Raw genomic sequence first — 23,098 nt, forward strand, 5'->3', positions numbered from 1 at the left:
TCAAGCGGCGAAGGACGCCGCGGGTGGGATGAAAGGCTCGGGGGTTGATCCCCTTCGCCCGAATCGTCCGCTCCAGAAGGTGTCCGGCGCGGACCGGGAAAACAGAAGGGGGAGCCGGTTGGCCCCCCCTTCCAGAAACGGACTAGCGCTTGCTGAACTGGAAGCGGCGACGGGCGGCGGCGCGACCGGGCTTCTTGCGTTCCTTCATGCGGGGGTCGCGGGTCAGGAGACCGGCGCCGCGCAGGAGGGACTTCAGCTGCTCGTTGTAGCCCAGCAGGGCGCGGGAGATGCCCATGCGGATGGCCGAAGCCTGGCCGGCGGGGCCGCCGCCGGTGACGCTGATGATCATGTCGAACTTGCCGTCGAGGTCGGCCAGCACCAGGGGCTGGTGCACCATCATGCGGAGCACGGCGTTCGGGAAGTAGCTCTCGAGGCTGCGGCCGTTGACGGTGATCTTGCCGGTGCCGGGGCGGAGGAAGGCGCGGGCGGCCGCGCTCTTGCGGCGACCGGTTCCGTAGTTCTGGGAAATGGCCATGGGTTCCTCGCCTCTACTTCTGGATGGTCAGGATCTGGGGCTGCTGGGCGCTCTGCTCGTGCTCGGGGCCGGCATAGACCTTGAGCTTGCGATACATCGCCCGGCCGAGGGGGCCCTTGGGCAGCATGCCCTTGACGGCGCTCTCGATGATGCGCTCGGGGAAGGTCGCCTTCATCACCTCGGCGCGGACTTCCTTCATGGAGCCGGGCTGGGTGGTGGTGCGGCGGTAGAACTTCTGGACGCCCTTCTTGCCGGTCAGCACGGCCTTCTCGGCGTTGATGACGATCACATGGTCGCCCGTGTCGAGGAACGGGGTCCAGGTCGGCTTGTTCTTGCCGGACAGGACATCCGCGACGGCGGTGCTGAGGCGGCCCACGGGGATCCCGGTGGCATCCACCAGGAACCACTGGCGCTTGAGATCATTGGCTTTCGGGAAGTAAGTGCTCATGGCCTGCTCCGGAATCGCGGTCGCGCTGCGAAGACACCACCCCAGGGGCGGCGAGTTCACAGAAGGGAAAGCTTATCGTTGAGGGCCCGTGGGGTCAAGCCGGGATTTCTAGGCGGGGCACTCCGCCAGACGCCACAGCTCCTGGGCCACGCGCGAGGCGGCCAGGCCGTCCACCAGCACCATGCCGTCGCGGACCTGCTCCTGGCGGTTGTCCTGGCCTTCGGGGCCCAGCCACTGGGCCAGGGCCTCCCGCACGATGGCCAGGTCGGCTTCGGGCCCCACGCCCAGGTCGAAGCAGCCGTTGGCCAGGGCCAGGTCCGCCAGGATGGTGTGCTGTCGTTCGTTCTGGCCCCAGACCGTCGCCGGGATGCCCATGCACAGGGCCTCGGCGAGAGTCACGCCTGCCGAGCACCAGATGGCGTCGAACTCCGGGATCCGGCGGGTGAGGCCGGGCAGGCTCTTGACCACGGTGCAGCCCGGAAAGGGGGTGCCCTGGATGCCGTTGGGGGCCAGCAGGGTGCAAGCGCCCCGCCAGCGGTCCTCCACCGCCAACTGGGCCAGGGTGTCGAAGGCCTTCTGGGCCAGGTTGGGGCCGTCGCTGCCGCCGAAGGTGACCAGCAGCTTGTGGACCGCCAGGGGCTGGAGGGGCACGCGCTTGGGGCGCAGTTCCAGGGCCGCCTTGTCCACCACGATGAAGTTGGAGCCCCGTACCACGCGGCAGGCGCCGGAAGTCGTCTCGTAGGGGCGAACCTTCCGGCCGCCCACCACCTTCACGGGATGATCCGGCCAGCGCACGCCCTCAAGGAAAGGCTGGAAGAGGAGGTCCGCCGTCTCGTGGGCATCGGTGTCGTCCTCCATCACCGCGACCTTCAGGGGGCGGAGGGCCTGCAGGAAGGGGGCGGTGGTATCCCACTGGTCCACCAGCACGGCGGCGGCGCGGGTCTTCCACTCTTCGGGCAGAGGCGCATGGATGGCCTCGCCCAGGTAGATGGCCCCGCAGGGCAGGGGCTGGTCCAGGAAGGGGTGGCGGCCACCGCCCACCCGGCGGGCGCGGTCATCGCCGGAGACGGCGATGCAGGCCTCGCCGCCGAGGGCGCGCCAGGCTTCCTGAAGGGCGAGCGCCCGGGCCACATGGCCCAGCCCAAGGCGCAGATCGGCGTGGACGCGGAGGATCAGCAGGGGGGACATGATCCCGAGAGTCTAGCGGTATGGGCAAGGAATGGGGAGAGGGAAGCCAAAAGGCTTGAGAGATCACCATCCGCCGTGGAAGGCTGGCGGAACCCATCGGAGATGACTATGTCCGCTTCCCCGCTCCCGCATGCTCCAGGTGCAGGCGCCGCCAAAGTCTGCGGCATCCTCGCCATCATCTTCGCCCTCACCTGTGTGGGCATTCCCCTGGCCATCATCCTCGGCATCGTGGCCCTGGTGCAGCAATCCAGGGCCAAGCGCCTGGTCAAGGCGGATCCCCAGGCCTATGCGCCCGTGCCGGCCACGGGCCTGGTGACGGGCATCATCGGTCTGGTGCTGCCGGTGCTGATGCTGCCCTTCATCGGCATCGTGAGCGCCGTCGCCATTCCGAGCTTTCTGTACCAGCGGGAGCAGGCCAGGTCGATGGCCGTCCAGCACCACCTTGACCTCGCGAGGGCCAAGGCCGAAGCCGCCGTCCTGGCCTGGCAGGCCCGGAACCCAGGCCAGCCCGTGCCCCAGGGCACCCTCATCAAGGATCTACTGGGGGACCCGGAGCTGGCAGCCCTGAAGAATCCCTTCGACCCCAAGAGCCCAGCCTTCCTGGGCGGCGAAACCGGCCCCGGCGGCGCGGTGATGATCCATTCTGATCGCGTCGAGGAGGGAGGTGTCACCACCTGGTCCGTGAAGTTCCGGGCCGAGATCCCTCGGCGGAACGAGCAGCGCGTGCTGACGGCCGAGATCGTCACCCACACGCAGGAGCAGGTGCATGGGCGCACCGAGGACGGCTGGGAGGTCGTGAACTCGCCGGTGGAGATGCCCGCCCCTCAGCGTTGAGATTCAGGGAAAGGGGTGCCCCTCGGCGAAACCAGGCTGCGGGGCTTCCACCACCGGGGCCTCCGCGAGGGGCCAGCCATCGGCGAAGTAGGCCTCCTTGTACCGCACATAGCGGGTCCAGACGCTGGCCACGAGGCCGCGCTGCTTCTCGCTGAGGGGGCCCTTCACCTCTGCGGGCCAGCCCGCCACGAGGCTGTGGGGCGGGGCCTGGAAGCCTTCGCGCACCAGGCTCCCCGCGGCCACGAGGCAACCCTCCCCGATCTCGGCACCATCCATGATCGTGGTGCTCATGCCGATGAGGGCGCCCTTGCGGATGGTGCAGCCGTGGAGCATCACATGGTGGGCGATGCTGACCTCGTCCTCGATGAGCAGCGGCCACTTCCCATTGGTGACATGGAGGCAGCAGCCATCCTGGATGTTGGTGCGGGCCCCGACGCGGATCCAGTTCACATCGCCGCGGAGGACGCAGTTGAACCAGATGCTGGCGTCATCGCCGAGGGTGACATCGCCCAGCACCAGGGCGCTGTCCGGCACGAACACGCGGGCACCGAGCTTGGGGACCATGCCTTGGAAGGGGCGGATCATGGGCATCTCCAGCGGGAGAGTCTACCCCACCGTCAGCCACCCCAGCTTCACGGCCCCGAGGCCCAGCGATCCTACGATGAGCCACAGCAGCAGCCCCTGGAGGAAGGGGCGCAGACCCACGCTGCGGACGGCTTCCCGGCTGAGTCCGGCGCCGATGAGGAAGAGCGTCAGCACCAGCACGCGGCGGGCGGCCACGGCGATGAGGTGGCCGGGCGCGTGCAGGATCGGCACGAAGGTCACGAGGGCGGCCATGGCCAGGAAGCCGGCGATGAACCAGGGTTTCTTGACGGGGGGCGCGTCGGGGGCGGCCGGTTGCCGCCGCGCGAGAAACCAGCCGATGCCCAGGGTGAGCGGCACGATCCACAGGGCCCGGGCCAGCTTCACGGTGGTGGCCACTTCCAGGGCCCGGGGCCCATAGACCAGCCCCGCGCCCACCACCGAGCTGGTGTCGTGGATGGCCAGGGCCGACCAGAGGCCGAAAGCATCCTGGCTCAGGCCCGCGGCGTGCCCGAGGGGCGGGAAGATCACCAGGGCGGCGGCGTTGAGGAGGAACACCGTGGCCAGGGCCACCGAGATGGCCTGCTCCCGGGCCCGGATCACGGGCGCCACGGCCGCGATGGCGCTGCCGCCGCAGATGGCCGTGCCCACGGAGATCAGCAGGCCGGCCTCGGCGTCCACCTTCAGGCGGCGGGCCAGCCAGAGGCCCAGGGCGAGGACCAGCGCAAGGCTGAGCGCCGTGTAGCCCAGGCCGTGCAGGCCCGCCTTCGCCACCGCCCGCAGGTTCATGTCCGCGCCCAGGCCCACGACGGCCAGGGGGAGCAGGCGGTGCGTCCAGGTGCGCGTGGGTCCCTGCAGGGGGTTGCCCACGGTCAGCGCCAGCACCGCGCCACCCACCAGGGCCGCGGCGGCGGGTGTGAAGGGGGCCAGGGCAAGGAGGGCACCGAAGATCAGCAGGGACTTGCCCAGCAGGGGCTTGGCGATCCAGGAGGCGGGCGCGGACGGACTCATGGCCTCAGGGTACCCTGGAGCCATGACCGACCAGCTCATCCCCACCCGGCGCGCCTTTCCGGCGGACGATCCCATCTTCGCCCTGAACGCGGAGGCCCTGGCCCGGCAGGCGGCGGGTGAGTCGATCCTCAACGCCACCGTGGGCGCCCTGCTGGACGAGGCCGGCCAGCTGGTGGTGCTGGAGTCCGTCATGGACCTCTGGCGCGAGCTGACCGCCCTGGAGGTGGCGCCCTACGCGCCCATCGCGGGCGACCCCGCCTTCCTGAAGGCCCTGGTGCAGCGCCACTGGCCGCTCCTGGATGCCGCGGGCGCCGCGTGCGCCACCCCCGGCGGCAGCGGCGCGCTCGCCCTGTCGCTGCGGAATTTCCTGGAGCCGGGCCAGACCCTGCTCACCACCGCGCCCTTCTGGGGGCCCTACGCCACCCTGGCTTCGGAAAACGGCATGCACCTGGCCACCGCACCCTGGCCCAAGGTGGGAGAACCGCTGGACGCGGCGGCCTGGGCGGCGAGGCTCGGGAAACTGATGCAGGCCCAGGGCCGCATCCTGCTCTGGCTCAACGACCCCTGCCACAACCCCACGGGGCGGAGCCTCTCGGCCGCGGACCGGGCGAGGCTGGCGGACCTCCTTCGCGAGCTCTCGACCCGCGGCCCCGTCACGCTGCTCCTGGATTTCGCCTACCTGGACTACACCCGGGAGCCTGAGGCCGTGGCGGCCGCGCTGAAGGACTACGCGGCCCTGGGGGCCGAAGGCCGCGTGCTGGTGGGGGCCTCGATGTCCCTGTCGAAGGCCATGACACTGTATGGCGCCCGCGGGGGCGCCCTGGCCTTCCCCTGGTGCGGGGACCCGGCCCTGCAGGCGGCGCTGACGCAGTCCTGCAGGGGAACCTGGTCCAACTGCGCCCGGGCGCCCCAGGCCCTCATGCTCCGCTTCGCGAGGGACGGCAAGGCCCAGGCGCGGCTCGCCGCCGAGCATCGCCACTGGTCCGAGGTGCTGGCGGCCCGGGCCTCGGCCCTGGATGCGGCCCTGGGGGCCGAAGGCCTGGAGGCCCTCCACTGGCAGGGCGGGTTCTTCGTCATGGCGCCTGCGGCGGATCCCGACGCCGCCTGCGAACGACTGAAAGGCGAGGGCGTGTTCACGGTGCCCCTGCCCGAGGGACTGCGGGTGGGCCTCTGCGGCTTGCGGGCCGCCGAGGCGCCCCGGTTCGCGCAGGCCCTGCGAAAGGTGGCCATCCGTTGATCCAGGCTCGGATTCAGGCTTGGAAACGGACCCGTCCTGGGGTAATCTGATCGACCGCGGGCGTATAACTCAGCGGTAGAGTGCTACCTTCACACGGTAGAAGTCCCAGGTTCGAATCCTGGTACGCCCACCACTCCAAGCCAAGGCCCTGATCGTGATCGGGGCCTTTTCTTCTTCCAGCCCGTCTTCTTCATTCCTTCGGGAGTCTCCCATGCCTCTGATCCTCGCCACCCAGGTCCGCGCCGGGATGATCGTCAACTTCGAGAACGAGCTCTGCCGCGTCATCAGCGTCGAGCACCAGACCCCCGGCAACCTGCCGGCCCGGGTCCAGGTGAAGATGAAGCGCCTCAAGGACGGCATCAACCGGGAGAACCGTTTCGGCAGCTCCGACAAGGTGGACAAGGCCAGCCTCGAGCAGCACCTGCTGGAATACCTCTACGACGACGGCAACCACCTCGTCTTCATGAACAACGAGACCTACGAGCAGCTCGAGGTCAGCAAGGACATCCTCGGCGACGACATGGTCTTCCTCGAGCCCAACATGCAGGTGGAGATCGAGTTCTACGAGGGCCAGGCCATGGGCGCCACCCTGCCCCCCAGCGTGGTGCTGGAGATCGTGGAGACCGATCCCGTCATGAAGAACGCCAACGCCACGGGCTCCTACAAGCCGGCCAAGCTGGACAACGGCATCACCGTGGGCGTGCCCCCCTACATGGAGGCGGGGCAAAAGATCCGCGTGAACACGGTCGACCGCACCTTCATGGAGCGGGTGAAGTAGCCGCGCCATCGATCAAGAGACTCAATGGAGGCCCCGGTAGGCAGATGCCGCCGGGGCCTTGTTCTATGTGAATTCTCCCAGACGAAATTCCAACCCCGCGGTAAAGTACTGGTCGCTCGGTCCCGGGATGCGTGACCGGAATCACAATCCGATGGAAATGTGCGATAACTGATCTAGTGCCTTGGTGGAGCCCCATGCCTCAAGCAGTCCTCAACCTGAGAAGGATCGAGTTCCTGGCTGGGCTGCCGATGAATGCGGCCGAGGAACTGGCCAGCATCGCCGAATTGCGCAGGTTCCCTGACGGAGCCCGGGTGTACACCCAGGGGGACCAGGTCCAGGGCGTATTCGTGGTGGTGAAGGGTGGCCTCAAGGTCTTCCGCACGGATGGCCGGGGCCGGGTCCAGGTGCTTCAGTTCCTGAAGGTGGGGGATTGCGTGGGGGAAGTGCCCGTGTTCGACGGCGCCTCCATCGCCTCCAGCGCCGAGTCCCACGGCGAGACGGAGTGCTGGCTGATTCCCGCCGCGCCCCTGCGCCAGATCGTCCATCGGCATCCCGAGGTCGCCGAGATGCTCATCCAGCACTTCGCCGCCAAGGTGCGCCACCTGGTGACCCTGGTGGAGACCCTCAGCCTGCACAGCGTGCCCGAGCGCGTGGCCCAGCTCCTGCTGGAGGCCCATGAATCCAACCCCATGCGGTCCATCGTGGAGTTCCAGGAGACCCAGGAGGACCTGGCCCAGTGCATCGGCGCCAGCCGCGAGGCCTTCAGCCGCGCCCTGCGTCTCTTGACCGACCTGGGTCTCATCCAGAGCACCTTCCCCGTGGTGCGCATCCTGGATCTGAGCAAGCTCCAGCGCTACGCCAAGGGCTGACAAGGGCTGAGCGGCGGCTACACGATCGTGAGGTAGCGGACCTCGGCGCCCGGCTCCCGGCCGCCGGGATCGACCCAGGCGAAGGCATCCGCCTGGGCGAGGGTGACCAAGTCGGCGGAGCCCTTGCCGGCCAAGGGGTGGAGCTGGCTGCCGGTACGGCGGCACGGAACCATGAAGGGCCGGTCGCCCTTGGTCTTCACGGCGGCCGTCAGGCGGCCCCAGTGCCAGGCGTCGGGCATGGCCCGGCCCTCGAGGCGGGCGAGGGCCACGGGCAGGAAGATGAGGGCGTTCAGGTAGGCCGACACGGGGTTGCCCGGGAGGGCGAGCACCAGCAGGTCGTCCAGCTGGGCGGCCAGCATGGGCTTGCCGGGCTTGAGGCGGATCTTGTGGAAGAGGATGGTGGCGCCCAGGTCCTTCAGCACCGAAGGCAGGTGATCGTGCTCGCCCATGCTCACGCCACCGGAGGTCAGCAGGATGCGGGCGCCGCCGGCATTCCGCAGGGCCCGGCCCAGGGCCGCGGGATCATCCGGAAGCGAAGGCCGGCGCTCGACCTCGGCGCCCAGGGTGTGGGCCAGAGCCGCCAGCATGGGGCCGTTGGAGTCGCGGATCTGGTGGGGCCGGGGGTGGGCCACCAGCTCGTCCCCGGTGGAGGCCACGGCCACGCGGATGCGCCCAAGCGGCGGCACAGGCTGGCCCACCCAGGCCTGCAGGGCCACGCGGACGGCACTGAAGGGGCGCTCCGCGGACAGCAGCAGGTCTCCGGCCCGGGCCTGTTCGCCCCGGGCGCGCGTGTGGTCGCCGGGCCGAGGTACCTCCAGCGGATGGATGAGGCCTTCCGCTTCGCGCAGCTGCTCCACCGGCAGGATGGCATCGGCTCCGGGGGGAAGGGCCGCGCCGGTCATGATGCGCACGGCCGTGCCGGGCGTCACCGTGAAGGCCGCCGGGTCATCTCCGGCGTAGAGCGTGCCCAGCAGGCGCCGCGGCGCCAGACCCTCCGCCGCCCGCAGGGCCACGCCATCCATGGCGGCGAGGTCCGAGGCCGGGTCGTCCCGGTCCGCCCGCAGTTCCAGGACGGGCGGGGCCGGAAGCGCCGCCCACAGCCGGGTCAGGGCCTCGTCCAGGGGCAGCAGGTCAGGGTGATCGCAACTCATGGCCATGCTCTCTTATGCCGTCCTTCCGGCCTGAATGCACCGGATGATTTAACGCGGCGGTCTTATTAGGGGGCCGGCGCCCGTTTGGCCCAGAGCGGATAATCAATCCCCGCCAGGCGGTTGAGGACGATGGCTTGGACCGTGAGCAGCGCTACGGCCAGCAGCATGATGGCCAGGTGCTGGGGTCTGGTGATGATGCCCAGCGAGATGATCAGGGTGGTGGCCCCGGCAGGTGGATGGGCGGCCCGGAACAGGATCATCAGGGCACCGGTGGCCGCCAGGGACAGGGCTGCAGCCCCAATGCGCGCCAGGTCGACACCCATGACCATGGCGGGCGGTGCATGGTGCAGGCCCATGAGCCAGAGGGCCCCATAGCCGCAGGCGATGCCGATGATGTGGCCGTAGATGGTGTTCCGGGGGCTGGCCGTGGGGAGCGTCGGAGTGAAGAAGAAGAGGAAGGCCGTGGGTCCCAGGGAGGGGAACACCATGGGCGTGTGCGTGAGCATGGCGAGCCCGGCCAGCAGGCCGATGCTGACGAGGCCGTTGATGAACATGAAGGCGGCCCAGAGCTGGCGCTCGGGGAAATGCCCTAAGAGGGTGGTGAGGCGGAACCTCGCCACCAGACCGCGGGTGATCGCGGGCTCCAGCAGGTCCAGGGGGCGGCGGTCGGGGGTCATGGCGCCTCCGTTGAGGGTGCGATCGGGCCTCCGCGAACCATCTCAGGCCCTGGGACCGGCATCGATGCGGGGCACTTTGAAGGCCAGGATGAGGACGACCAGGGTGAGGGCGAACGAGGCGGCGAAGGCACCCGGAAGCACGGCCCGCTGGCCGTCCAGCACGGACTGGAGGACGGTCTCGAACAGGTAGAGCTGGATGACCAGGGCCAGCAGGGCTACGCCCAGGGCCACATCGGAAAGCAGGCCCCGGCCGGGGCGGACAGGCTGGGTCATGACGGCACCTCGCTTCGGGCTTCCCGGGGACAGGTGGAGGCCCTCCGGCCGAGGTCGGTCGGTTTGGGCAGTTCGCTAACGGCCCAGAGGCTGCCGTCGGCGCGCACTTCCAGGGCGATACCCGCCAAGGGACGCGTCGGAGGGCCCTGGATCGGAAGGCCGCGGTCCACCTCGAAGAACCCTTCGTGGCAGGGGCACTCCAGCCGTTCGTCTCGGAATCGCACGGCGCAGCCCAGGTGGGTGCAGGTCTGGCGATAGGCCTTCAGCTCCCCCTTGGGGGTGCGCAGCAGGATGCAGGCATCCTGCGCGTCGCGGAACTTGAAGAGACGGCTCTGGCCGGGCTGCAGATCCGTGGCCAGGCCCAGGGCCACGGGCGTCTCATGATGGTCGGGCTCCGGATCGGAGGCCCCCTCCAGGGGCTTCTTCCGCAGCCACAGGTAGCCGATGCCGGCGGTGAAGCCGGCGCTCACCACGGCCAGGAAGCGGGCGAACTCGCGGCGGGAGAAGTGGCTCTCCTCGGCGAGCTCCAGGGGAAAGGCGCGGCGCCACCAGGTCATCAGAGGCCTCCGTCGATAAGCAAAGCCGCGTCCAGGTGCAGGGGCGTTTCCGGATCGGGCACCATGATGGCGTTCTTGGTCTTCACCCGCACACTGCCGATGAGGAAATCGCGCAGGGGCTTGTTGTGGCGCAGGTTGGTCACCTCGTCCTTGCGGACGAAGAGCAGGGCCTGGCTGGGGCACACAGTGGCGCACATGGGCTTGTGGCCCACGGAGGTGCGGTCGTAGCAGAGGTCGCACTTGAGCATCTGCTCGAGGCCGGAGAACACGAGCGGCACGCCGAAGGGGCAGCTCAGTTCGCAGTTCTGGCAGCCGATGCACCGGGGTTTCTGGGCCGCGTGCACGACGCCGTCCTCGCTGCGCTTGATGGCATCGGAAGGACAGACCTGGGCGCAGATGGGATCTTCGCAGTGCATGCAGACCGTGGGCACCGTCTGGGGGCTGTCGAAGCGGTCCATCTCGTCGAGGTGGATCATGGATCGGCCGCGGTGGGTGCCGCACTCGGCGCAGGCGCCCACGCAGGAGCGGCAGCCGATGCAGCGCTGGGGATCAATAAAAAAGCCGTAGTCCTGAGGCACCATCAGAACACCTGCTCAGGCATCTGGGACTGGGTGCTGCGGGCCTCGAAGGCCATCCGCTGCAGGTCCGCCAGCTCCGGGGAGAACTGATCCTTGGTGGTCTTCTTCAGCCGCACGGCACTCACCTTGAACTCGGGGATCTTGCTGACGGGATCCAGGTGCCGGGCCGTGAGGCGGTTCGCCGACAGGGCCCCGGCCCAGTGGTAGGGGATGAACACGGTGTCGGGCCGGATGGTCTTCACCACCTTGGCGGGAAGCACCATGGTGCCGCGCCGGGAGGTGATCTCCACGGCGTCGCCTTCGACCAGGCCGTACTTCTCTGCGAGGCGCGGATGGATCTCCAGGTAAGGGTGGGGGCACTGCTCCACCAGGAAGCCGATGCGCCGGGTCTGCGTGCCGCTCAGGTAGTGGAAGACCACGCGGCCCGTCGTGAGCCAGATGGGGTAGTCGTCATCCACGACCTCCATGGGCGGGCGCCAGGGCGTGGGGATGAACTTGGCCTTGCCGTCCGGATGGAAGAACTTCCCGCCTTCGAAAAGCCGGGGCGTGCCCGGGTGATCTTCCGTGGGGCAGGGCCAGAAGATGCCCATGTTCTTGACGATCTTCTCGTACGAGATGCCCGCATAGTCGGCGGTGCCGCCCTTGGAAGCTACCCTCAGCTCATTGAAGATGGCCTCGGGGCTCGTGAAGTGATCGAAGAACCTGCCGCGGCCCAGACGCTTGGCCAGCTCCACCATGATCTGCCAGTCCGGGCGCGCATCGCCGGGGCAGTCCACGGCCTTGTTGATCTTGATGACGCGGCCCTCGGCGCTCGTGGTGGTGCCTTCGTCCTCCTCGTGCAGGGCGGAGGGGAACACGATGTCGGCGTGCTGGGCGCTTTCGCTGAGGAAGAAATCCAGGCAGACGAAGAACTCCAGCTTGCTGAGGGCCTCGCGGGTGAATTGCGAGTCCGGCAGGGAGACCAGCGGGTTGAAGCAGAGGAGCATCAGGCCCTTGATCTCGCCGGCGTGGATGGCGTTCATGATCTCCTGGGCGCTCTGGCCCACGCCCGGCAGCTCTTCGTCGGTGCAGCCCCACACGCTGCAGATGTACTTCCGGTGCTCGGGGTTGCTGATGTCGCGGTTGCCCGGCAGCTGGTCGCACTTGTGGCCGTGCTCGCGACCGCCCTGGCCGTTGCCCTGGCCCGTGATGGTGGCGTAGCCGCAGCCGGGCCGGCCGATGCGCCCCGTGGCCAGCACCATGTTGATGCAGCCGAGGACATTCTCCACGCCCTTGCTCTGATGCTCGATGCCGCGGGCATGGAGCAGGAAGCTGGTCTTGGCCTCGCCCCAGATGCGGGCGGCCTTTTCGATCGCCTCCACGGGCAGGCCCGTCATCTGGCTGGTCCACTCGGGGGTGCAGTCCTTCACCGCCTCCAGGGCCTCCTCGAAGCCCTGGGTGTGGGCGCTCACGAAGTCCCAGTCGATGAGCTTCCACTTGTGGAGCAGGTGGAGGATGCCGTTGGTCAGCGCGGAATCCGTGCCCGGCTTCAGGGGCAGCACCAGGTCCGCGGTGCGGGCCAGGGGCGTGATGCGGGGATCCACCACGATGAGGAGGGCGCCGCGGTCGCGGGCCCGCCAGATGTAGTCCGTGGTGATGGGCGAGCACTCGGCCACATTGGACCCCGTCACCCAGATCACCTCGGCCAGCTCGATGTCGGCCCAGGAGTTGGCGGCGCGGTCGACTCCAAATGCTTTCTTGTTGCCCGCGCCGGCGCTCACCATGCAGAGGCGGCCGTTGTAGTCGAGGTTCCTGGTCTGGAGGCCCAGCCGGGCGAACTTGCCCGCCAGGTAGCTCTTCTCGTTGGTGAGCGACACGCCCGACAGCAGTGCGAAGGCGTCCTTGCCGTGCTGCTGTTGGATGCGCTGGATCTCGGCCGTCGTGCGCGCCATGGCCTCGTTCCAGTCCATGGGCTCGAAGCCGTTCTCCGTGCGCTTCATGGCCTTCGTGAGGCGGTCCGGGTGATTGCCCTGGAGGTAGCGCTTCACGCCCTTGGGGCAGAGCTTCCCCTGGTTGAAGGGGAACTCCTCCCAGGGGTCGAAGCCGATGACCTTGTTGTCCTTCACCTTGAGCTTGATGCCGCACTGCTGGCCGCAGAAACAGCAGTGGGTCTCCACCACCTTGTCGGGCGTGGGATCCGCCAGCCACCCTCCTGGCGGGGCCAGATTGAGATGGGGGCCGAACTGGGCACGGAGCTGATCCTGGGAGAGGGGAAGCGTGCTCATGGGGACCTCAGGCCTTCATGCTCGTGGGATCGGGAATGGGCTCGGCGTGCACGGGGATCGTGGCGAAGGGATCGAAGGCCCCGTGGAGCCGCACGCCCTGGGCCTTGGCCACGAGCCGCCGCTTGCAGCGGGGGCAGAGGTCGAGGTGGTGGACGCCGCCTCCGCCTTGGGCGCCGTGCCGCGCCCCGTCCAGGTCGAGTTCCTTCCACAGGGCCACCAGATCGCGGTGCTGGTTGGCCCGGATGAAGGGTGTGCCGCAGCTCCTGCAGGCCAGCCGCCCCTCGGCCTCGCCCTCGGCCTTGTAGATCGTGACGCCCACCTGGGCGGGCCGCTGGACGACATGGAAGAGCTTGCCGAAGGGCAGGCCCAGCAGCAGCAGGATCACCGTCAGCTCATGCAGGAAGGACAGGGTGGCGAAGTTGCGGCCCTGGAGCCACTTCTCCGAGGCGGTGAGCAGCAGGCCCGTCATGCTCACGGCGATGAGCAGCACCAGGGGGAGCAGGTCCAGGTCGAAGCGCTGGGTGGCGGTGTCGCCCTCGTCCTGCTTGCGGCGGATGAGGCTCAGCACGCAGCCGGCGATGACCATGACGGCGGCCAGGTCCAGGACATGGAAGCTGACGAAGGCCTGGAAGCTGTCCAGGGGGAAGGAGCCCGCCGGGAAGCCGAGCACCCAGGCCTGGTAGCGGGTGGCGTCCAGGCCCTCGCTGGTGAAGCGCACCCACCCGAAGACCAGGGGGATGGTCACGGCGAAGCCCAGCAGGCAGCCCCAGGCCAGGAGGGCATGGGCGCCCCAGCGCTTGAGGGAGCGCTTCTCGATGAACCGCTGGAGCACGATCTGGTCCAGGGTCAGCAGGGCCATCCGGGGCAGGGCCTTGAGGGCCTTCGGGGAGAGCAGGGTGCGCAGGGTGTGGCGGAAATACATCCCCGTGGCGGGCCGCTCCAGCCAGGAGAAGTAGCGGTAGGCCACGCCGAAGCCGGCGAAGAGGGTGGCCAGCAGGTAGCCCAGGAGGGCGGGATCCAGCCAGCGCCCCCCTCGGCTGCCCAGGGCCACCAGGCCGCAGAGAACCAGGGTGGTGAGGGTGGCCCGGATGAGGGGGCGCGGCTCGAGGTCGAGTTCGCCGACAAGGCGCATGGCTGGACTCCGAAAGGACCTGAAGGTGATCTTTAAACGGACTATAAAGTCCTAAATTACGGCAAAAAAAGGCGGCATCAAGACCTTGCATCGGAAGGCCGGGCCTTGCCTTCCTTCAAGTTGCGTAGATCCATGAGTTGCAGATCACGGATGGTGGCTTCGGTCATGGAGGAGGCGACCTGGGCCTTCACGGCGCCCCAGGCATCGTGGAGGGGGCAGGGGTGGTCTCCGCCGCAGGTGGGGAAGCCCATGATGCAGCCATCCATGGAATTCGGACCTTCCAGGGCGATGACGACCTCACCCACCGTGATCCGGTGTGCGGGGCGCACGAGCCGGAAGCCGCCCTTGGGGCCCCGCACGGATTCGAGGATGTCCGCCTGCACCAGGCCCTGGAGGATCTTCGCCAGGTAGGGGCCGGGCAGCTCCAGGCTCGAGGCCAGGTCCTTGGCCAGGCAGTAGCTCCCGTCCTCGGGGAGGGCCGCGAGGGCGCGGAGGGCATAGCCGGTGGCCGTGGTGAAGAGCATTCAGGAATCCTTTTTCTGATTATCAGGATCGCGGCAGGACATTCCGGAGTCCAGCCCTGTTGTGATGGAAATCCGCCGCAGAGCCCGGGTTCCGCTCGAGCGCCGCGGGATGTTCCGGGGGACACCGCGGACCGGAGTCTCCCGGCATCAGCCCCCGGGGATCAGGCCAGGGCGCGCCAGAGCAGCAGCAGGCCCACGGCGCTGAGGGCCCCTTCCCGCCAGCCGAGGGTGCGGGCGGGGATGGGCCGGTAGGGCAGGGCCGCGCGGAGGTAGAGCAGGGCCGTCCAGCCGGTCCAGGCCAGGCCCGCGACCCCGCGGGGGGCCAGCAGCAGACCCGAGGTGCCCAGGAGCGCGAGGTGGAGGAGGTGCACGGGGAGCCAGCGGCGGCGCAGCTCCGAGGCCTCGAGCCGGTGGGCGTGGCCCAGGAGCCGGCGCACATGGGCGAGGTTGGCGCCGCCCAGGAGGGTGGCGAAGAGCCAGGCCATTCCCGCCTGGGCCTCCGCGGCGCCGCCGGCGACGAGCAGGATTGCGGCCAGCCCCGCGAAAGCCGCCTGGGCGGTCAGTTCCACGGCCAGGGAGCGGACGGCCCGGGCCAGATCGGCCCGGAGCGCCAATCCCACCAGGGGCGCCGTGAGGGCGAGGGGGATCAGGAAACGCGGACCGGCCAGGACCAGGGCGCCGAGGCCGAGGCCGCCGGCCAGGCCCGCGAAGAGCATCAGGGCCCGTCGCTGGAGGGGGTCCCGCTGGCCGCTCAGCACCCGCCGGAGCGGCGGCCGGGCGAGGAAGACCGCCAGGGCGGCCAGGGCCACCAAACCTCCGGGGAGGCTGGGGCGCACCAGCAGACCCAGCACCAGGGGGAGCCCCAGCATGAACCAGCTGCCGTGCTCGGCAGGAAGGAGGGTGCGCCAGGGGGGAAGGAATCGGGACATTTCGGGCCTCGTTGGTCCGAAATAGAGTCTGCCCTCAAAACCCGTTTCAGACCATGGCGCAGGTCACAGCTCGGATGCGATGAGCTGCAGGCCCTCCAGGGCCTCCTCCATGGTCAGGAAGACGGGCAGGCCCGCCTCGCGGAGCCCCTGGCGATAGGCGTCGTAGAGGTGCCCGCCCTCCACGGCCACGCCCACCCACTTGCCGTGCTGCCGGGCCAGGTCCGCCAGGGCCCGGGCAAAGGGGCCGAAGACTGCCGGATCCGCCGTGCCGAGGCGCCGGGTCAGGGGCACCAGGCCCACCACCAGCACATCGGCCTCGGAGGCCAGCAGCAGGTCGGCGCTGGCCAGGTAGGCCGCTTCATCGGCCATGGGCGTGAGGTCCAGGGGGAGCCGGGGGCTCACGAGACCCGTCAGGCCGTGGGCTTCGATGGCGGCGGTCAGGGCCGCCGTCTCGGCTTCGGTGAGCTTGGCCCCGCGGAAGGGCCCGCCCAGGAGGTCGGCGGAGACCACGGACTCGAAGCCCGCGTTGGTCATGATGGCCACGCGGCGGGGCCTGCCCTCGGCGAAGGCGCCGAGCCAGGACAGGGCGGCGTCGAAGGCCTCGATGCGCTCGGCCAGCATCGCGCCCGAACGCCGCAGGACGCTGGCCTGCAGGGCGTGATCGCCCGCGAGCGCCCCCGTGTGGCTGCTGGCGGCGGCCATGCCCTCCTGGCTGCGACCGCCCTTGTAGAGCAGGACGCGGCGGCCCGCGGCGCGGAGGCCCCTGGCCGCTTCGGCCGTGGCCTTGAGGTCGCCGGGAGCGAAACCCTCCAGGTAGGCGCCGGCCACTTTCACGGCCGGGTCCGAGGCGAAGCCGGCGAGGAAGTCTGAGCAGCGCAGGTCCATCTGGTTGCCGATGGCGATGGCGGCCCGCAGTCCCAGGTCCGGCCGCCGGCTAAGGCGGGTGATGAGGAAGGCGCCGCTCTGGCTCACCAGCGCCACATGGCCGGGCTTGGGGCGCAGGGGCAGCTTCTCGTCGGGGATGAAGAGGGTGTTCAGGTGCTGGTCGGGGCTGTAGAGGCCCAGGCCGTTGGGGCCCACCAGGGCCGGCGTCCACTTGCCTTCGCGCCGGTGGGCCTCCAGGCCGGCGACGAGCCGCTGGCCGAGCCCCTCGGTGTCGGCGCCATCGCCCAGGCCTCCGGCCACCACATAGACCACGGTGGCGCCGCCGCCCTGGTGGCAGAGCTGCTCCACCAGCTCCAGGGTCTGGACGGCGGGCAGGGAGACGATGAGCTGGTCCGTGGGCGCCGCCGCCAGCTCGGCCACGGAGGGCAGGCAGGGCAGGCCCAGGAACTCGGTCGCGCCGGGCTTGATGAGGCGGATCGAACCTTCCGGCAGCGAGGCCTTCTGGGCGTTCTCCAGGATGATGCGGCCCACCGTGCCCGCGCGGCTGGAGACCCCCGCGATCACCAGGTTCCGGGGGCTCACGAGGGCCTGGTACCAGGCGGGATCCGGGGTGGCCGCCGGGGCCGGGGCGGCAGCGCCCAGGGTGCCCACGCCGTCCAGGGCCGTGGGCAGGCCGTCGCCATCCAGCACCACGGGATTCAGCTCGAGCAGGGTGACCCCTTCGCGTTCGAGCCCTTCGGCCGCGCGCCAGAGCCCCTGAAGGAAGGCCAGCAGCTTGGCTTCGTCCGTGAGGGCCTCGGCACCGCGCTGGTGGCCCAGCCAGGTGCGGCCCAGCCAGTGAGCGCGCAGGTCGGCGAGGGCCTGGTCCGGCGTGCAGAGGGCCAGGGGCCAGATCATCGGTGGGGCCAGGGCGGCCCAGGCGTCGGCCTGGAGTCCACCGATGCCACAGACTACGAGCCAGCCCGCGTCGGGATCGCGCTTCAGGGAGACCAGGGCTTCCGTGGGCAGGCCCGCCAGGCGCTTGAAAGCCACCTTCTCGCAGACCAGCCCGCCGATCCAGGGATGCTCCGCGACCCGCTGCCGCATGGCCGCGGCTTCGGCCCTCAGGGCCTCGGCATCGAAGGCGCCGAAGTGGACGGCGCCCTTGTCGGACTTGTGCCAGAGCTGGTCGGCGATGCCCTTGAGGACGATGGGCTCCCCGGGGGCGAAGGGCAGCGGCCCCGCCTCCAGAAACCCGTGGCGCGGCACCCGCAGGCCCGCGGCGGCGAGCAGGCCGTAGGCCCGCCCCTCGTGGAGGAATCCCGTCGCGTCGCTCATGTCAGACTCCCACCGGTTCCTTGATCAGGCCCCGTCCGGCTTCGAAGGCTTCGAGGTTCTTCTCGGTCACGCGCGCGCCCTTGGACTCGAAGCGCTGGGTGATGACCTCGCGCCAGATGCCGTCATCCACGGGCAGGAAGCGCGAGGCCATGCCCAGGAGGACCATGCCGCCGGCCTGGCGGTGGTTCAGGCGCCGGGCGAGGTCCTCCGTATCCACCAGGTGGGCGCCCGGCACGGCCTTGAGGGCCGCGTAGATGTCGTCCAGCGGGGGGTAGCCCTCCATGTCGGTCTGGGGTTCCTCGGACACCACGAGGGCGCCGCTCACGCGCAGCATGGACACATACCGCAGGGCCTCCAGGGGTTCGAGGGCGATCAGGAGATCGGCGCAGCCCTCGTCGATGATGGGCGAGCTGAGGGGGCCCTCGGCGTAGCAGACCTGGGCGTGGACGCTGCCGCCCCGCTGGCTCATGCCGTGGATCTCGGATTGGAGGGCGTGGAGGCCGCTGCGGCGCAGGGCCTCCAGCAGGATCTGGGCGAGGGAGAGCACGCCCTGGCCCCCGACGCCGGACAGGACGATGCCGTGGATGCGGGACGCGTTCATGAGCAGGCCTCGCTGACGCAACGCTCGCGTTCCTGACGGTCGTGGTCCTTCAGGACGCCGCGGCGGATGGACTGGATGCACTCCCGGCGGAACACCACCACCGAGGGGCCGGGATGCCGCAGCGCGGCCTCCATGGCCGCCACATTGGCTTCGTGCTGCTTGGGCACGGGCAGGAGCACCTGGACCTGGGCTTCGGGGATGCCCATGCCCAGCACCATGCGCTCGACCTGGTCGAGGGCCTGACTGGGCTGCTGACCGGTCATGCCCACCACGCGGTTGTCGAGGATGACCACCGTGACATTGACGCCGGCATCGGCGGCGGTCAGCAGGGCGGGCAGGCCGCTGTGGCCGAAGGTGGAGTCGCCGATGACGGCCACAGAGGGCGTTTCACCGGCCAGGGCCGCGCCCACGGCCATGCTGATGCTGGCGCCCATCTCGACCACGGCATGGATGGCGGCCATGGGCTCCTGGGCCGCCAGGGTGTAGCAGCCGATGTCGCCGAAGACGCGGGCCTCGGGGGCGCCGACCTTGGCGAGGGCCTCCTGCATGGCTCCGTAGGCGTCCACATGGCCGCAGCCGTCGCAGAAGCGGGGGGCGCGGATGGGCAGGTCCAGGCGGGCGGCGGCCTTCCCGTCGGGCAGCTTGAGCCCGAGGGCGTCCTTCAGGAGGCGCGGGGACAGCTCACCCGTGCGGGGCAGGGCCCCGTCGAGGCGGCCGTGGACCTTGGCGGTGCCGCGGAGGCCGAGGCGCTCCTCGAGCACCGGGTAGTCCTCTTCAAAGACCACGACCTCATCCACCTGGGCCAGGAAGGTCTGCTCCAGGGCCGGGTCCACGGGGTAGGCGGCGATCTCCAGACGGGGCAGGGCGGCCAGGGCCGGGTGCTCCAGGGCCAATTGACCGAAATAGGCCCGACCCATGCCGGCCAGGGCCACGCCCTGGCGCCCGCTCCCGGGGACCAGGCGGTTGAGGGTGGCGGCCTCGGCCTTCAGGCGGGGCTGCTTGGCCAGCAGGTCCACATAGCGCCGGCGGGCGTTGGCGGGAATGAGCACCCAGTCCTGGATGGAGGCCTTCGGGGCGAGGCCCAGCCCGGTGGGGGCCAGGGTCTCGCGGCGGACCAGCGCCGCCCGGCAATGGGCCAGGCGGGTCACGATGCGCAGCATCACGGGCACTTGGAGGGCCTCGGACAGCTCAAAGGCGCGGAAGGTGAGGTCGTAGCATTCCTGCACGGTGCTCGGCTCCAGGCAGGGCAGCCAGGCAAATTCCGCCAGGCGGCGGCTGTCCTGCTCGTTCTGGCTGCTGTGCATGCCGGGGTCATCCGCCACCAGCAGGACGAGCCCCCCCCGGACGCCGGTGAGCGCCGAGTTGGCGTAGGCATCCAGGGCCACATTCAGGCCCACATGCTTCATGGTCACCAGCGTGCGGTGGCCGGCGTAGCTCATGCCCATGCCCAGGTCGTAGGCGACCTTCTCATTGGCGGCCCACTGGGCCGCCCGGCCGTCACCGGCCCGGTGGATGAGGGCCTCGACGAACTCGAAGCCTTCGGTGGAAGGCGTGCCCGGATACCCGAACGCGCCCTTGATGCCGGCATCGAAGGCGGCGCAACCGACCGCCTCCACGCCCAGCGCCAGGGTGCTATCTGCCATGAAATCCTCCAACCTTTTCCAAGTGGGAAGTATGTTCAGCGCGGACAGTGCCTAGGGTCACACGGCGCCACCCGGGCCCCGGGCTGTGCCCGGCATCACAGCGGTCCGGGGCGGTCGTAACTCCGGTGAGAAATCCGGGAACCTTTCCCAGTGCCCCCGGTCACAACTTTGTCCGTTGGGACAGGTTTTGATGGGATCCAGGAGGGTTTTAAAACAGGATTTTTTTTGATTACGAAATAAATAACTTATTTATTATTAATTTTTATGAGTGCAATTGAAATGTCATGGTTCCGTGTTTAAATCACTCTACAAAACTATTTGGTTAAGAAAGAAAAGTGCATTTGCACTCTTGAGGTCGGCTGAGTTCAGGCCTAGTGTCGTTGCTGATACGAACATCGGCTTAGCACTCGATGTCCCTCGTCCAGCCCAAGGAGGTCCCGCATGACTCACCGAACTGTCACGAGGGACCCGGCCACCGCCCCCCAGGGATCATTCGTCTAGAACGGCCAACCCACCGCGCACTGCGAGATGAGGCGAATCATGAAGCGACGCAACCATGTGGTCCTCCTTGCCACACTGATGTCTGCCACTGCCTGGGGCCAGGAGGTCAGCCTCTACGGCACCACCATGGCCCAGATGTGGAAGCAGGACACTCCCGGCTTCGACAAGGCCACCTTCACCCCCGCGACCCAGTACCTCGGGATCGACGCCACCAAGCTGGGCACCGACAACCTGTCGCTGCACCTCTTCGGTTGGGGCCGGACGGACCTGTCCGACGCCTCCACCCTGGAAGGGAAGTCGGGCGGCTACCTGAACTACGGCTACCTGCAGTACCGGTTCGACCGGGCCAACGCCGAGATCAAGGCGGGCCGGATGACGGTCAACCAGAGCACCGGCTTCGAGCAGATCGACGGCGTCAGCGTCCGGACCGACCTGCGGGGCGGGTTCTCCGTGTCGGCCTTCGGCGGCCGCCCCGTCTACTACAAGACGGTGGATCCCCGGAACCAGACGGACTACGAGTTCCAGCGGGATGCCATCTTCGGCACGCGCCTGGGCTGGCGGATGCCCAAGGTGGGCGAGATCGGCGTCTCCTTCCTCCAGGACGGGACGAAGGCCGCCAAGGACCTCGACATCCCCTCCCCCATCGACTACACCCGCAAGCAGCTGGGCGTCGATGTCCTGATCACGCCGGCCACGATCTTCGATGTCCGCGGCCGGACGGTGTTCGACCTCGCCGACCACGCCCCCGCAGCGCCCGGCGCGCCGGACCGCAACAAGATCGCCGAGCACGACTACACCGCCAGCCTGAAGCTGGGCGGCCAGTTCGTCCTGTCCGGCAACTTCGCGGAACGGAACTTCTTCGCCTACTTCGCCGGGACGAACCTGCCCTCCCTCTTCCGTCAGGACGAGAAGGACATGTTCCGCGGCTTCGGCGGCAGCATCACCTGGAACGCGCCCTCGACGGTGCAGATCGTGGCCGACTACCGCCACATGCACCGGGAGAGCTTCGGCGATGTGAACCGGGCCGGTGGCGAGATCCGCTGGGCCTCCAGCGAGAAGACCTTCCAGGCCGGCGTCGGCGCCCACTGGGTGAACGCCGCGAATACGAAGTTCGTGGATCCCGCGACGCCCTACCGCAGCCTCTCCCACAAGGAGGCCCGCGCCTGGATGATGACCGTCAAGGGCAAGTTCTCCGCGAGCCTGGACGGCATCCTGCAGCGCTACGACAGCGGCAACCCGTACCTGGCGGGCATGAAGAATGTCTACGAAGCGGTCGCCTCGCTCGGATTCCAGGCGACCACGAACCTGAAGATGTCCGGCGATGTCAGCTATGGCACCAACCCCGTGGCCAAGCATGAGACCCGGGGACTGCTGCGGGCCGAGTATCGGTTCGGCTTTGCTAAGAAGGGAGGTCGTTAATGGCCCGGAATACGGTCTTCAAGTTCATCGGCGTGGCGCTGGGCCTCGGGTTCCTCATGGCCTGCAGCCTCATCTCGCCTGAGACGAGCTACGCCCCCACCCATCCGCAGGAGCTGAGCGCCGGCCGCCCCATGTGCTCCGAGTGCCACAGCACCGATGTGGCCAAGGGCGCCCTCAAGCCCTACGCCTCCTTCGACCACACCGCCAATTTCGTGAAGGACCACCGCTTCCAGGCCAACCAGGACGCGAACACCTGCGCTTCCTGCCACGCCCAGTCCTTCTGCACGGACTGCCACGGCGGCAAGGTGCCCATGAAGCCCTCGATCCGGCTCAGCGACCGCCCGGACCGCGACACGCCGCACCGCGGCGACTTCATGACCCTCCACCGCCTGGAAGGCAAGATGGATCCGTCCAGCTGCTACACCTGCCACGGCCGAGCCAACAACGACAAGTGCAAGGCTTGTCACCGGTAGGCATCCGTTTAAGCCTTGAAGGGGAACACCATGAACAGAGCTAAGCTGGTGATGGGAAGCTGTTTTGCAGTGGCCCTCGCCCTCCTTGCCTGGGGATGCAGCGGAACCGCCGGTCCGGCGACCCAGCTGAGCCCGACCAAGGCCGAGCACCAGGCCGGTTGGATCCAGACCCACTGGGCCGAGTATGTGAAGACGCCCGACCAGTGCCGTACCTGCCACGGTTCCACCTCGGACCCGGCGGCGGCGGGCGGCATCTCCAAGGTGAGCTGCTTCACCTGCCACCCCAAGGGCATCAACCACCCCGCGGGTTGGGCCGACCCCGCCCAGCACGGCCGCCTCGGCGCCCAGCTGGCGCCGAGCACCGATCCCACGGCCATGGCGGGCTTCGCCCACTGCGCCAAGTGCCACGGATCGACCTACGACAACGGCCTCACCACCTCCTGCAAGAGCTGCCACACCAAGGCGCCGCATCCTGATCGGCCCTGGCTCGGCGCCACCCTGGCGACGCCCAGCCATGTGAACACCAATGTGGCCAACGCGCCGGAGTGCTTCAAGTGCCACGCCAACGGCGCCAACTCCGTGCTGAAGCCCGCGACGCCCGCTCCGGCGGGAACCGCCCCCGGCTGCTTCAACGCCACCATGTGCCACGGTCGGACCGTCAACTAGAGCCTTCGCCCCAGCCTTTCCGGGCA

24 protein-coding genes and 1 tRNA gene are annotated in these 23,098 nt (G+C 69.1%); 8 read left to right on the forward strand and 17 right to left on the reverse strand.

Going from position 1 to position 23,098, the window contains the following annotated elements:
* Nucleotides 1-142: 142 nt before the first annotated feature.
* The 3 genes from rpsI to QUD34_RS01445 form a co-directional block, all read right to left on the reverse strand.
* Complete coding sequence (gene rpsI, locus QUD34_RS01435) at nucleotides 143-535, reverse strand: 30S ribosomal protein S9 (protein ID WP_286354807.1); 393 nt, start codon at nucleotides 533-535, stop codon at nucleotides 143-145.
* A 13-nt stretch (nucleotides 536-548) separates the two neighbouring features.
* Nucleotides 549-983, reverse strand: a complete 435-nt coding sequence (gene rplM / locus QUD34_RS01440; RefSeq protein WP_286354808.1) for a 50S ribosomal protein L13 — start codon at nucleotides 981-983, stop codon at nucleotides 549-551.
* 108 nt (nucleotides 984-1,091) lie between these two features.
* Complete coding sequence (locus QUD34_RS01445) at nucleotides 1,092-2,171, reverse strand: hypothetical protein (RefSeq protein ID WP_286354809.1); 1,080 nt, start codon at nucleotides 2,169-2,171, stop codon at nucleotides 1,092-1,094.
* Nucleotides 2,172-2,279: 108 nt separating this feature from the next.
* On the opposite strand from QUD34_RS01445, the gene QUD34_RS01450 reads away from it, so the two are divergent.
* Nucleotides 2,280-3,005, forward strand: coding sequence for a hypothetical protein (locus QUD34_RS01450; RefSeq protein WP_286354810.1), 726 nt, complete (start codon nucleotides 2,280-2,282; stop codon nucleotides 3,003-3,005).
* Nucleotides 3,006-3,008: 3 nt separating this feature from the next.
* On the opposite strand, the gene QUD34_RS01455 is transcribed toward QUD34_RS01450, so the two are convergent.
* Both QUD34_RS01455 and QUD34_RS01460 read right to left on the reverse strand, forming a co-directional pair.
* Complete coding sequence (locus QUD34_RS01455; RefSeq protein ID WP_286354811.1) at nucleotides 3,009-3,590, reverse strand: gamma carbonic anhydrase family protein; 582 nt, start codon at nucleotides 3,588-3,590, stop codon at nucleotides 3,009-3,011.
* Nucleotides 3,591-3,611: 21 nt separating this feature from the next.
* On the reverse strand, nucleotides 3,612-4,598 hold the full coding sequence (locus QUD34_RS01460; RefSeq protein ID WP_286354812.1) for a YeiH family protein: 987 nt from the start codon (nucleotides 4,596-4,598) through the stop codon (nucleotides 3,612-3,614).
* Nucleotides 4,599-4,620: 22 nt separating this feature from the next.
* On the opposite strand from QUD34_RS01460, the gene QUD34_RS01465 reads away from it, so the two are divergent.
* The 4 genes from QUD34_RS01465 (at nucleotide 4,621) to QUD34_RS01480 (ending at nucleotide 7,482) form a co-directional block, all read left to right on the forward strand.
* Nucleotides 4,621-5,835, forward strand: a complete 1,215-nt coding sequence (locus QUD34_RS01465) for a pyridoxal phosphate-dependent aminotransferase (protein WP_286354813.1) — start codon at nucleotides 4,621-4,623, stop codon at nucleotides 5,833-5,835.
* A gap of 58 nt (nucleotides 5,836-5,893) precedes the next feature.
* A tRNA-Val gene (locus QUD34_RS01470) sits at nucleotides 5,894-5,968 on the forward strand.
* Nucleotides 5,969-6,046: 78 nt separating this feature from the next.
* A complete protein-coding gene (gene efp / locus QUD34_RS01475; protein ID WP_286354814.1) occupies nucleotides 6,047-6,613 on the forward strand; it encodes an elongation factor P in 567 nt (188 codons plus the stop codon).
* A 194-nt stretch (nucleotides 6,614-6,807) separates the two neighbouring features.
* On the forward strand, nucleotides 6,808-7,482 hold the full coding sequence (locus tag QUD34_RS01480) for a Crp/Fnr family transcriptional regulator (protein ID WP_286354815.1): 675 nt from the start codon (nucleotides 6,808-6,810) through the stop codon (nucleotides 7,480-7,482).
* Between the two features lie 17 nt (nucleotides 7,483-7,499).
* On the opposite strand, the gene QUD34_RS01485 is transcribed toward QUD34_RS01480, so the two are convergent.
* The 12 genes from QUD34_RS01485 to QUD34_RS01540 form a co-directional block, all read right to left on the reverse strand.
* Nucleotides 7,500-8,639 (reverse strand): molybdopterin molybdotransferase MoeA, encoded by a 1,140-nt coding sequence (locus QUD34_RS01485; protein ID WP_286354816.1) that lies wholly within the window; start codon nucleotides 8,637-8,639, stop codon nucleotides 7,500-7,502.
* A gap of 59 nt (nucleotides 8,640-8,698) precedes the next feature.
* Complete coding sequence (locus tag QUD34_RS01490; RefSeq protein WP_286354817.1) at nucleotides 8,699-9,310, reverse strand: HPP family protein; 612 nt, start codon at nucleotides 9,308-9,310, stop codon at nucleotides 8,699-8,701.
* Nucleotides 9,311-9,352: 42 nt separating this feature from the next.
* Nucleotides 9,353-9,583, reverse strand: a complete 231-nt coding sequence (locus tag QUD34_RS01495; protein ID WP_286354818.1) for a hypothetical protein — start codon at nucleotides 9,581-9,583, stop codon at nucleotides 9,353-9,355.
* The gene (locus tag QUD34_RS01500; RefSeq protein ID WP_286354819.1) at nucleotides 9,580-10,140 is read right to left on the reverse strand and encodes a QcrA and Rieske domain-containing protein; all 561 of its coding nucleotides are present in this window, start codon (nucleotides 10,138-10,140) and stop codon (nucleotides 9,580-9,582) included. Before QUD34_RS01500 ends, QUD34_RS01495 begins: the two co-directional genes overlap by 4 nt.
* The gene (locus QUD34_RS01505; RefSeq protein ID WP_286354820.1) at nucleotides 10,140-10,721 is read right to left on the reverse strand and encodes a 4Fe-4S dicluster domain-containing protein; all 582 of its coding nucleotides are present in this window, start codon (nucleotides 10,719-10,721) and stop codon (nucleotides 10,140-10,142) included. The genes QUD34_RS01500 and QUD34_RS01505 overlap by 1 nt, the downstream gene beginning before the upstream one ends.
* Entirely contained in the window at nucleotides 10,721-12,982 is a 2,262-nt protein-coding gene (locus QUD34_RS01510; RefSeq protein ID WP_286354821.1) for a molybdopterin oxidoreductase family protein, read from the reverse strand. Before QUD34_RS01510 ends, QUD34_RS01505 begins: the two co-directional genes overlap by 1 nt.
* Before the next feature lie 7 nt (nucleotides 12,983-12,989).
* Entirely contained in the window at nucleotides 12,990-14,114 is a 1,125-nt protein-coding gene (locus tag QUD34_RS01515; RefSeq protein WP_286354822.1) for a hypothetical protein, read from the reverse strand.
* Nucleotides 14,115-14,191: 77 nt separating this feature from the next.
* Nucleotides 14,192-14,638 carry an RrF2 family transcriptional regulator gene (locus tag QUD34_RS01520; RefSeq protein ID WP_286354823.1) on the reverse strand — a complete coding sequence of 149 codons (447 nt, stop codon included), beginning with the start codon at nucleotides 14,636-14,638 and terminating at the stop codon, nucleotides 14,192-14,194.
* Between the two features lie 161 nt (nucleotides 14,639-14,799).
* Complete coding sequence (locus QUD34_RS01525) at nucleotides 14,800-15,567, reverse strand: YwiC-like family protein (RefSeq protein WP_286354824.1); 768 nt, start codon at nucleotides 15,565-15,567, stop codon at nucleotides 14,800-14,802.
* 63 nt (nucleotides 15,568-15,630) lie between these two features.
* Nucleotides 15,631-17,769, reverse strand: a complete 2,139-nt coding sequence (locus QUD34_RS01530; protein ID WP_286354825.1) for an acetate--CoA ligase family protein — start codon at nucleotides 17,767-17,769, stop codon at nucleotides 15,631-15,633.
* A gap of 1 nt (nucleotide 17,770) precedes the next feature.
* Nucleotides 17,771-18,370 carry an indolepyruvate oxidoreductase subunit beta gene (locus QUD34_RS01535; RefSeq protein ID WP_286354826.1) on the reverse strand — a complete coding sequence of 200 codons (600 nt, stop codon included), beginning with the start codon at nucleotides 18,368-18,370 and terminating at the stop codon, nucleotides 17,771-17,773.
* Nucleotides 18,367-20,013 (reverse strand): thiamine pyrophosphate-dependent enzyme, encoded by a 1,647-nt coding sequence (locus QUD34_RS01540; RefSeq protein WP_286354827.1) that lies wholly within the window; start codon nucleotides 20,011-20,013, stop codon nucleotides 18,367-18,369. The genes QUD34_RS01535 and QUD34_RS01540 overlap by 4 nt, the downstream gene beginning before the upstream one ends.
* A gap of 540 nt (nucleotides 20,014-20,553) precedes the next feature.
* Between QUD34_RS01540 and QUD34_RS01545 the strand changes: the two genes are divergently transcribed.
* Genes QUD34_RS01545 through QUD34_RS01555 form a run of 3 tightly spaced genes read left to right on the forward strand, consistent with a single transcriptional unit; the run spans nucleotide 20,554 to nucleotide 23,072 of the window.
* Nucleotides 20,554-21,933: a hypothetical protein gene (locus QUD34_RS01545; protein ID WP_286354828.1), complete on the forward strand. Its 1,380-nt coding sequence runs from the start codon at nucleotides 20,554-20,556 to the stop codon at nucleotides 21,931-21,933.
* The gene (locus QUD34_RS01550) at nucleotides 21,933-22,406 is read left to right on the forward strand and encodes a hypothetical protein (protein WP_286354829.1); all 474 of its coding nucleotides are present in this window, start codon (nucleotides 21,933-21,935) and stop codon (nucleotides 22,404-22,406) included. The genes QUD34_RS01545 and QUD34_RS01550 overlap by 1 nt, the downstream gene beginning before the upstream one ends.
* Nucleotides 22,407-22,436: 30 nt before the next feature.
* Nucleotides 22,437-23,072 (forward strand): hypothetical protein, encoded by a 636-nt coding sequence (locus QUD34_RS01555; RefSeq protein WP_286354830.1) that lies wholly within the window; start codon nucleotides 22,437-22,439, stop codon nucleotides 23,070-23,072.
* Nucleotides 23,073-23,098: the final 26 nt, after the last annotated feature.

This window comes from Geothrix oryzae (genome assembly GCF_030295385.1).
Taxonomy (GTDB): Bacteria; Acidobacteriota; Holophagae; order Holophagales; family Holophagaceae; genus Geothrix; species Geothrix oryzae.

What these genes read in the sequence shown, in the direction of transcription:
- rpsI (WP_286354807.1), bottom strand. Translation starts at nt 535, where the DNA reads ATGGCCATTTCCCAGAACTACGGAACCGGTCGCCGCAAGAGCGCGGCC.
- rplM (WP_286354808.1), bottom strand. Translation starts at nt 983, where the DNA reads ATGAGCACTTACTTCCCGAAAGCCAATGATCTCAAGCGCCAGTGGTTC.
- QUD34_RS01445 (WP_286354809.1), bottom strand. Translation starts at nt 2,171, where the DNA reads ATGTCCCCCCTGCTGATCCTCCGCGTCCACGCCGATCTGCGCCTTGGG.
- QUD34_RS01450 (WP_286354810.1), top strand. Translation starts at nt 2,280, where the DNA reads ATGTCCGCTTCCCCGCTCCCGCATGCTCCAGGTGCAGGCGCCGCCAAA.
- QUD34_RS01455 (WP_286354811.1), bottom strand. Translation starts at nt 3,590, where the DNA reads ATGATCCGCCCCTTCCAAGGCATGGTCCCCAAGCTCGGTGCCCGCGTG.
- QUD34_RS01460 (WP_286354812.1), bottom strand. Translation starts at nt 4,598, where the DNA reads ATGAGTCCGTCCGCGCCCGCCTCCTGGATCGCCAAGCCCCTGCTGGGC.
- QUD34_RS01465 (WP_286354813.1), top strand. Translation starts at nt 4,621, where the DNA reads ATGACCGACCAGCTCATCCCCACCCGGCGCGCCTTTCCGGCGGACGAT.
- efp (WP_286354814.1), top strand. Translation starts at nt 6,047, where the DNA reads ATGCCTCTGATCCTCGCCACCCAGGTCCGCGCCGGGATGATCGTCAAC.
- QUD34_RS01480 (WP_286354815.1), top strand. Translation starts at nt 6,808, where the DNA reads ATGCCTCAAGCAGTCCTCAACCTGAGAAGGATCGAGTTCCTGGCTGGG.
- QUD34_RS01485 (WP_286354816.1), bottom strand. Translation starts at nt 8,639, where the DNA reads ATGGCCATGAGTTGCGATCACCCTGACCTGCTGCCCCTGGACGAGGCC.
- QUD34_RS01490 (WP_286354817.1), bottom strand. Translation starts at nt 9,310, where the DNA reads ATGACCCCCGACCGCCGCCCCCTGGACCTGCTGGAGCCCGCGATCACC.
- QUD34_RS01495 (WP_286354818.1), bottom strand. Translation starts at nt 9,583, where the DNA reads ATGACCCAGCCTGTCCGCCCCGGCCGGGGCCTGCTTTCCGATGTGGCC.
- QUD34_RS01500 (WP_286354819.1), bottom strand. Translation starts at nt 10,140, where the DNA reads ATGACCTGGTGGCGCCGCGCCTTTCCCCTGGAGCTCGCCGAGGAGAGC.
- QUD34_RS01505 (WP_286354820.1), bottom strand. Translation starts at nt 10,721, where the DNA reads ATGGTGCCTCAGGACTACGGCTTTTTTATTGATCCCCAGCGCTGCATC.
- QUD34_RS01510 (WP_286354821.1), bottom strand. Translation starts at nt 12,982, where the DNA reads ATGAGCACGCTTCCCCTCTCCCAGGATCAGCTCCGTGCCCAGTTCGGC.
- QUD34_RS01515 (WP_286354822.1), bottom strand. Translation starts at nt 14,114, where the DNA reads ATGCGCCTTGTCGGCGAACTCGACCTCGAGCCGCGCCCCCTCATCCGG.
- QUD34_RS01520 (WP_286354823.1), bottom strand. Translation starts at nt 14,638, where the DNA reads ATGCTCTTCACCACGGCCACCGGCTATGCCCTCCGCGCCCTCGCGGCC.
- QUD34_RS01525 (WP_286354824.1), bottom strand. Translation starts at nt 15,567, where the DNA reads ATGTCCCGATTCCTTCCCCCCTGGCGCACCCTCCTTCCTGCCGAGCAC.
- QUD34_RS01530 (WP_286354825.1), bottom strand. Translation starts at nt 17,769, where the DNA reads ATGAGCGACGCGACGGGATTCCTCCACGAGGGGCGGGCCTACGGCCTG.
- QUD34_RS01535 (WP_286354826.1), bottom strand. Translation starts at nt 18,370, where the DNA reads ATGAACGCGTCCCGCATCCACGGCATCGTCCTGTCCGGCGTCGGGGGC.
- QUD34_RS01540 (WP_286354827.1), bottom strand. Translation starts at nt 20,013, where the DNA reads ATGGCAGATAGCACCCTGGCGCTGGGCGTGGAGGCGGTCGGTTGCGCC.
- QUD34_RS01545 (WP_286354828.1), top strand. Translation starts at nt 20,554, where the DNA reads ATGAAGCGACGCAACCATGTGGTCCTCCTTGCCACACTGATGTCTGCC.
- QUD34_RS01550 (WP_286354829.1), top strand. Translation starts at nt 21,933, where the DNA reads ATGGCCCGGAATACGGTCTTCAAGTTCATCGGCGTGGCGCTGGGCCTC.
- QUD34_RS01555 (WP_286354830.1), top strand. Translation starts at nt 22,437, where the DNA reads ATGAACAGAGCTAAGCTGGTGATGGGAAGCTGTTTTGCAGTGGCCCTC.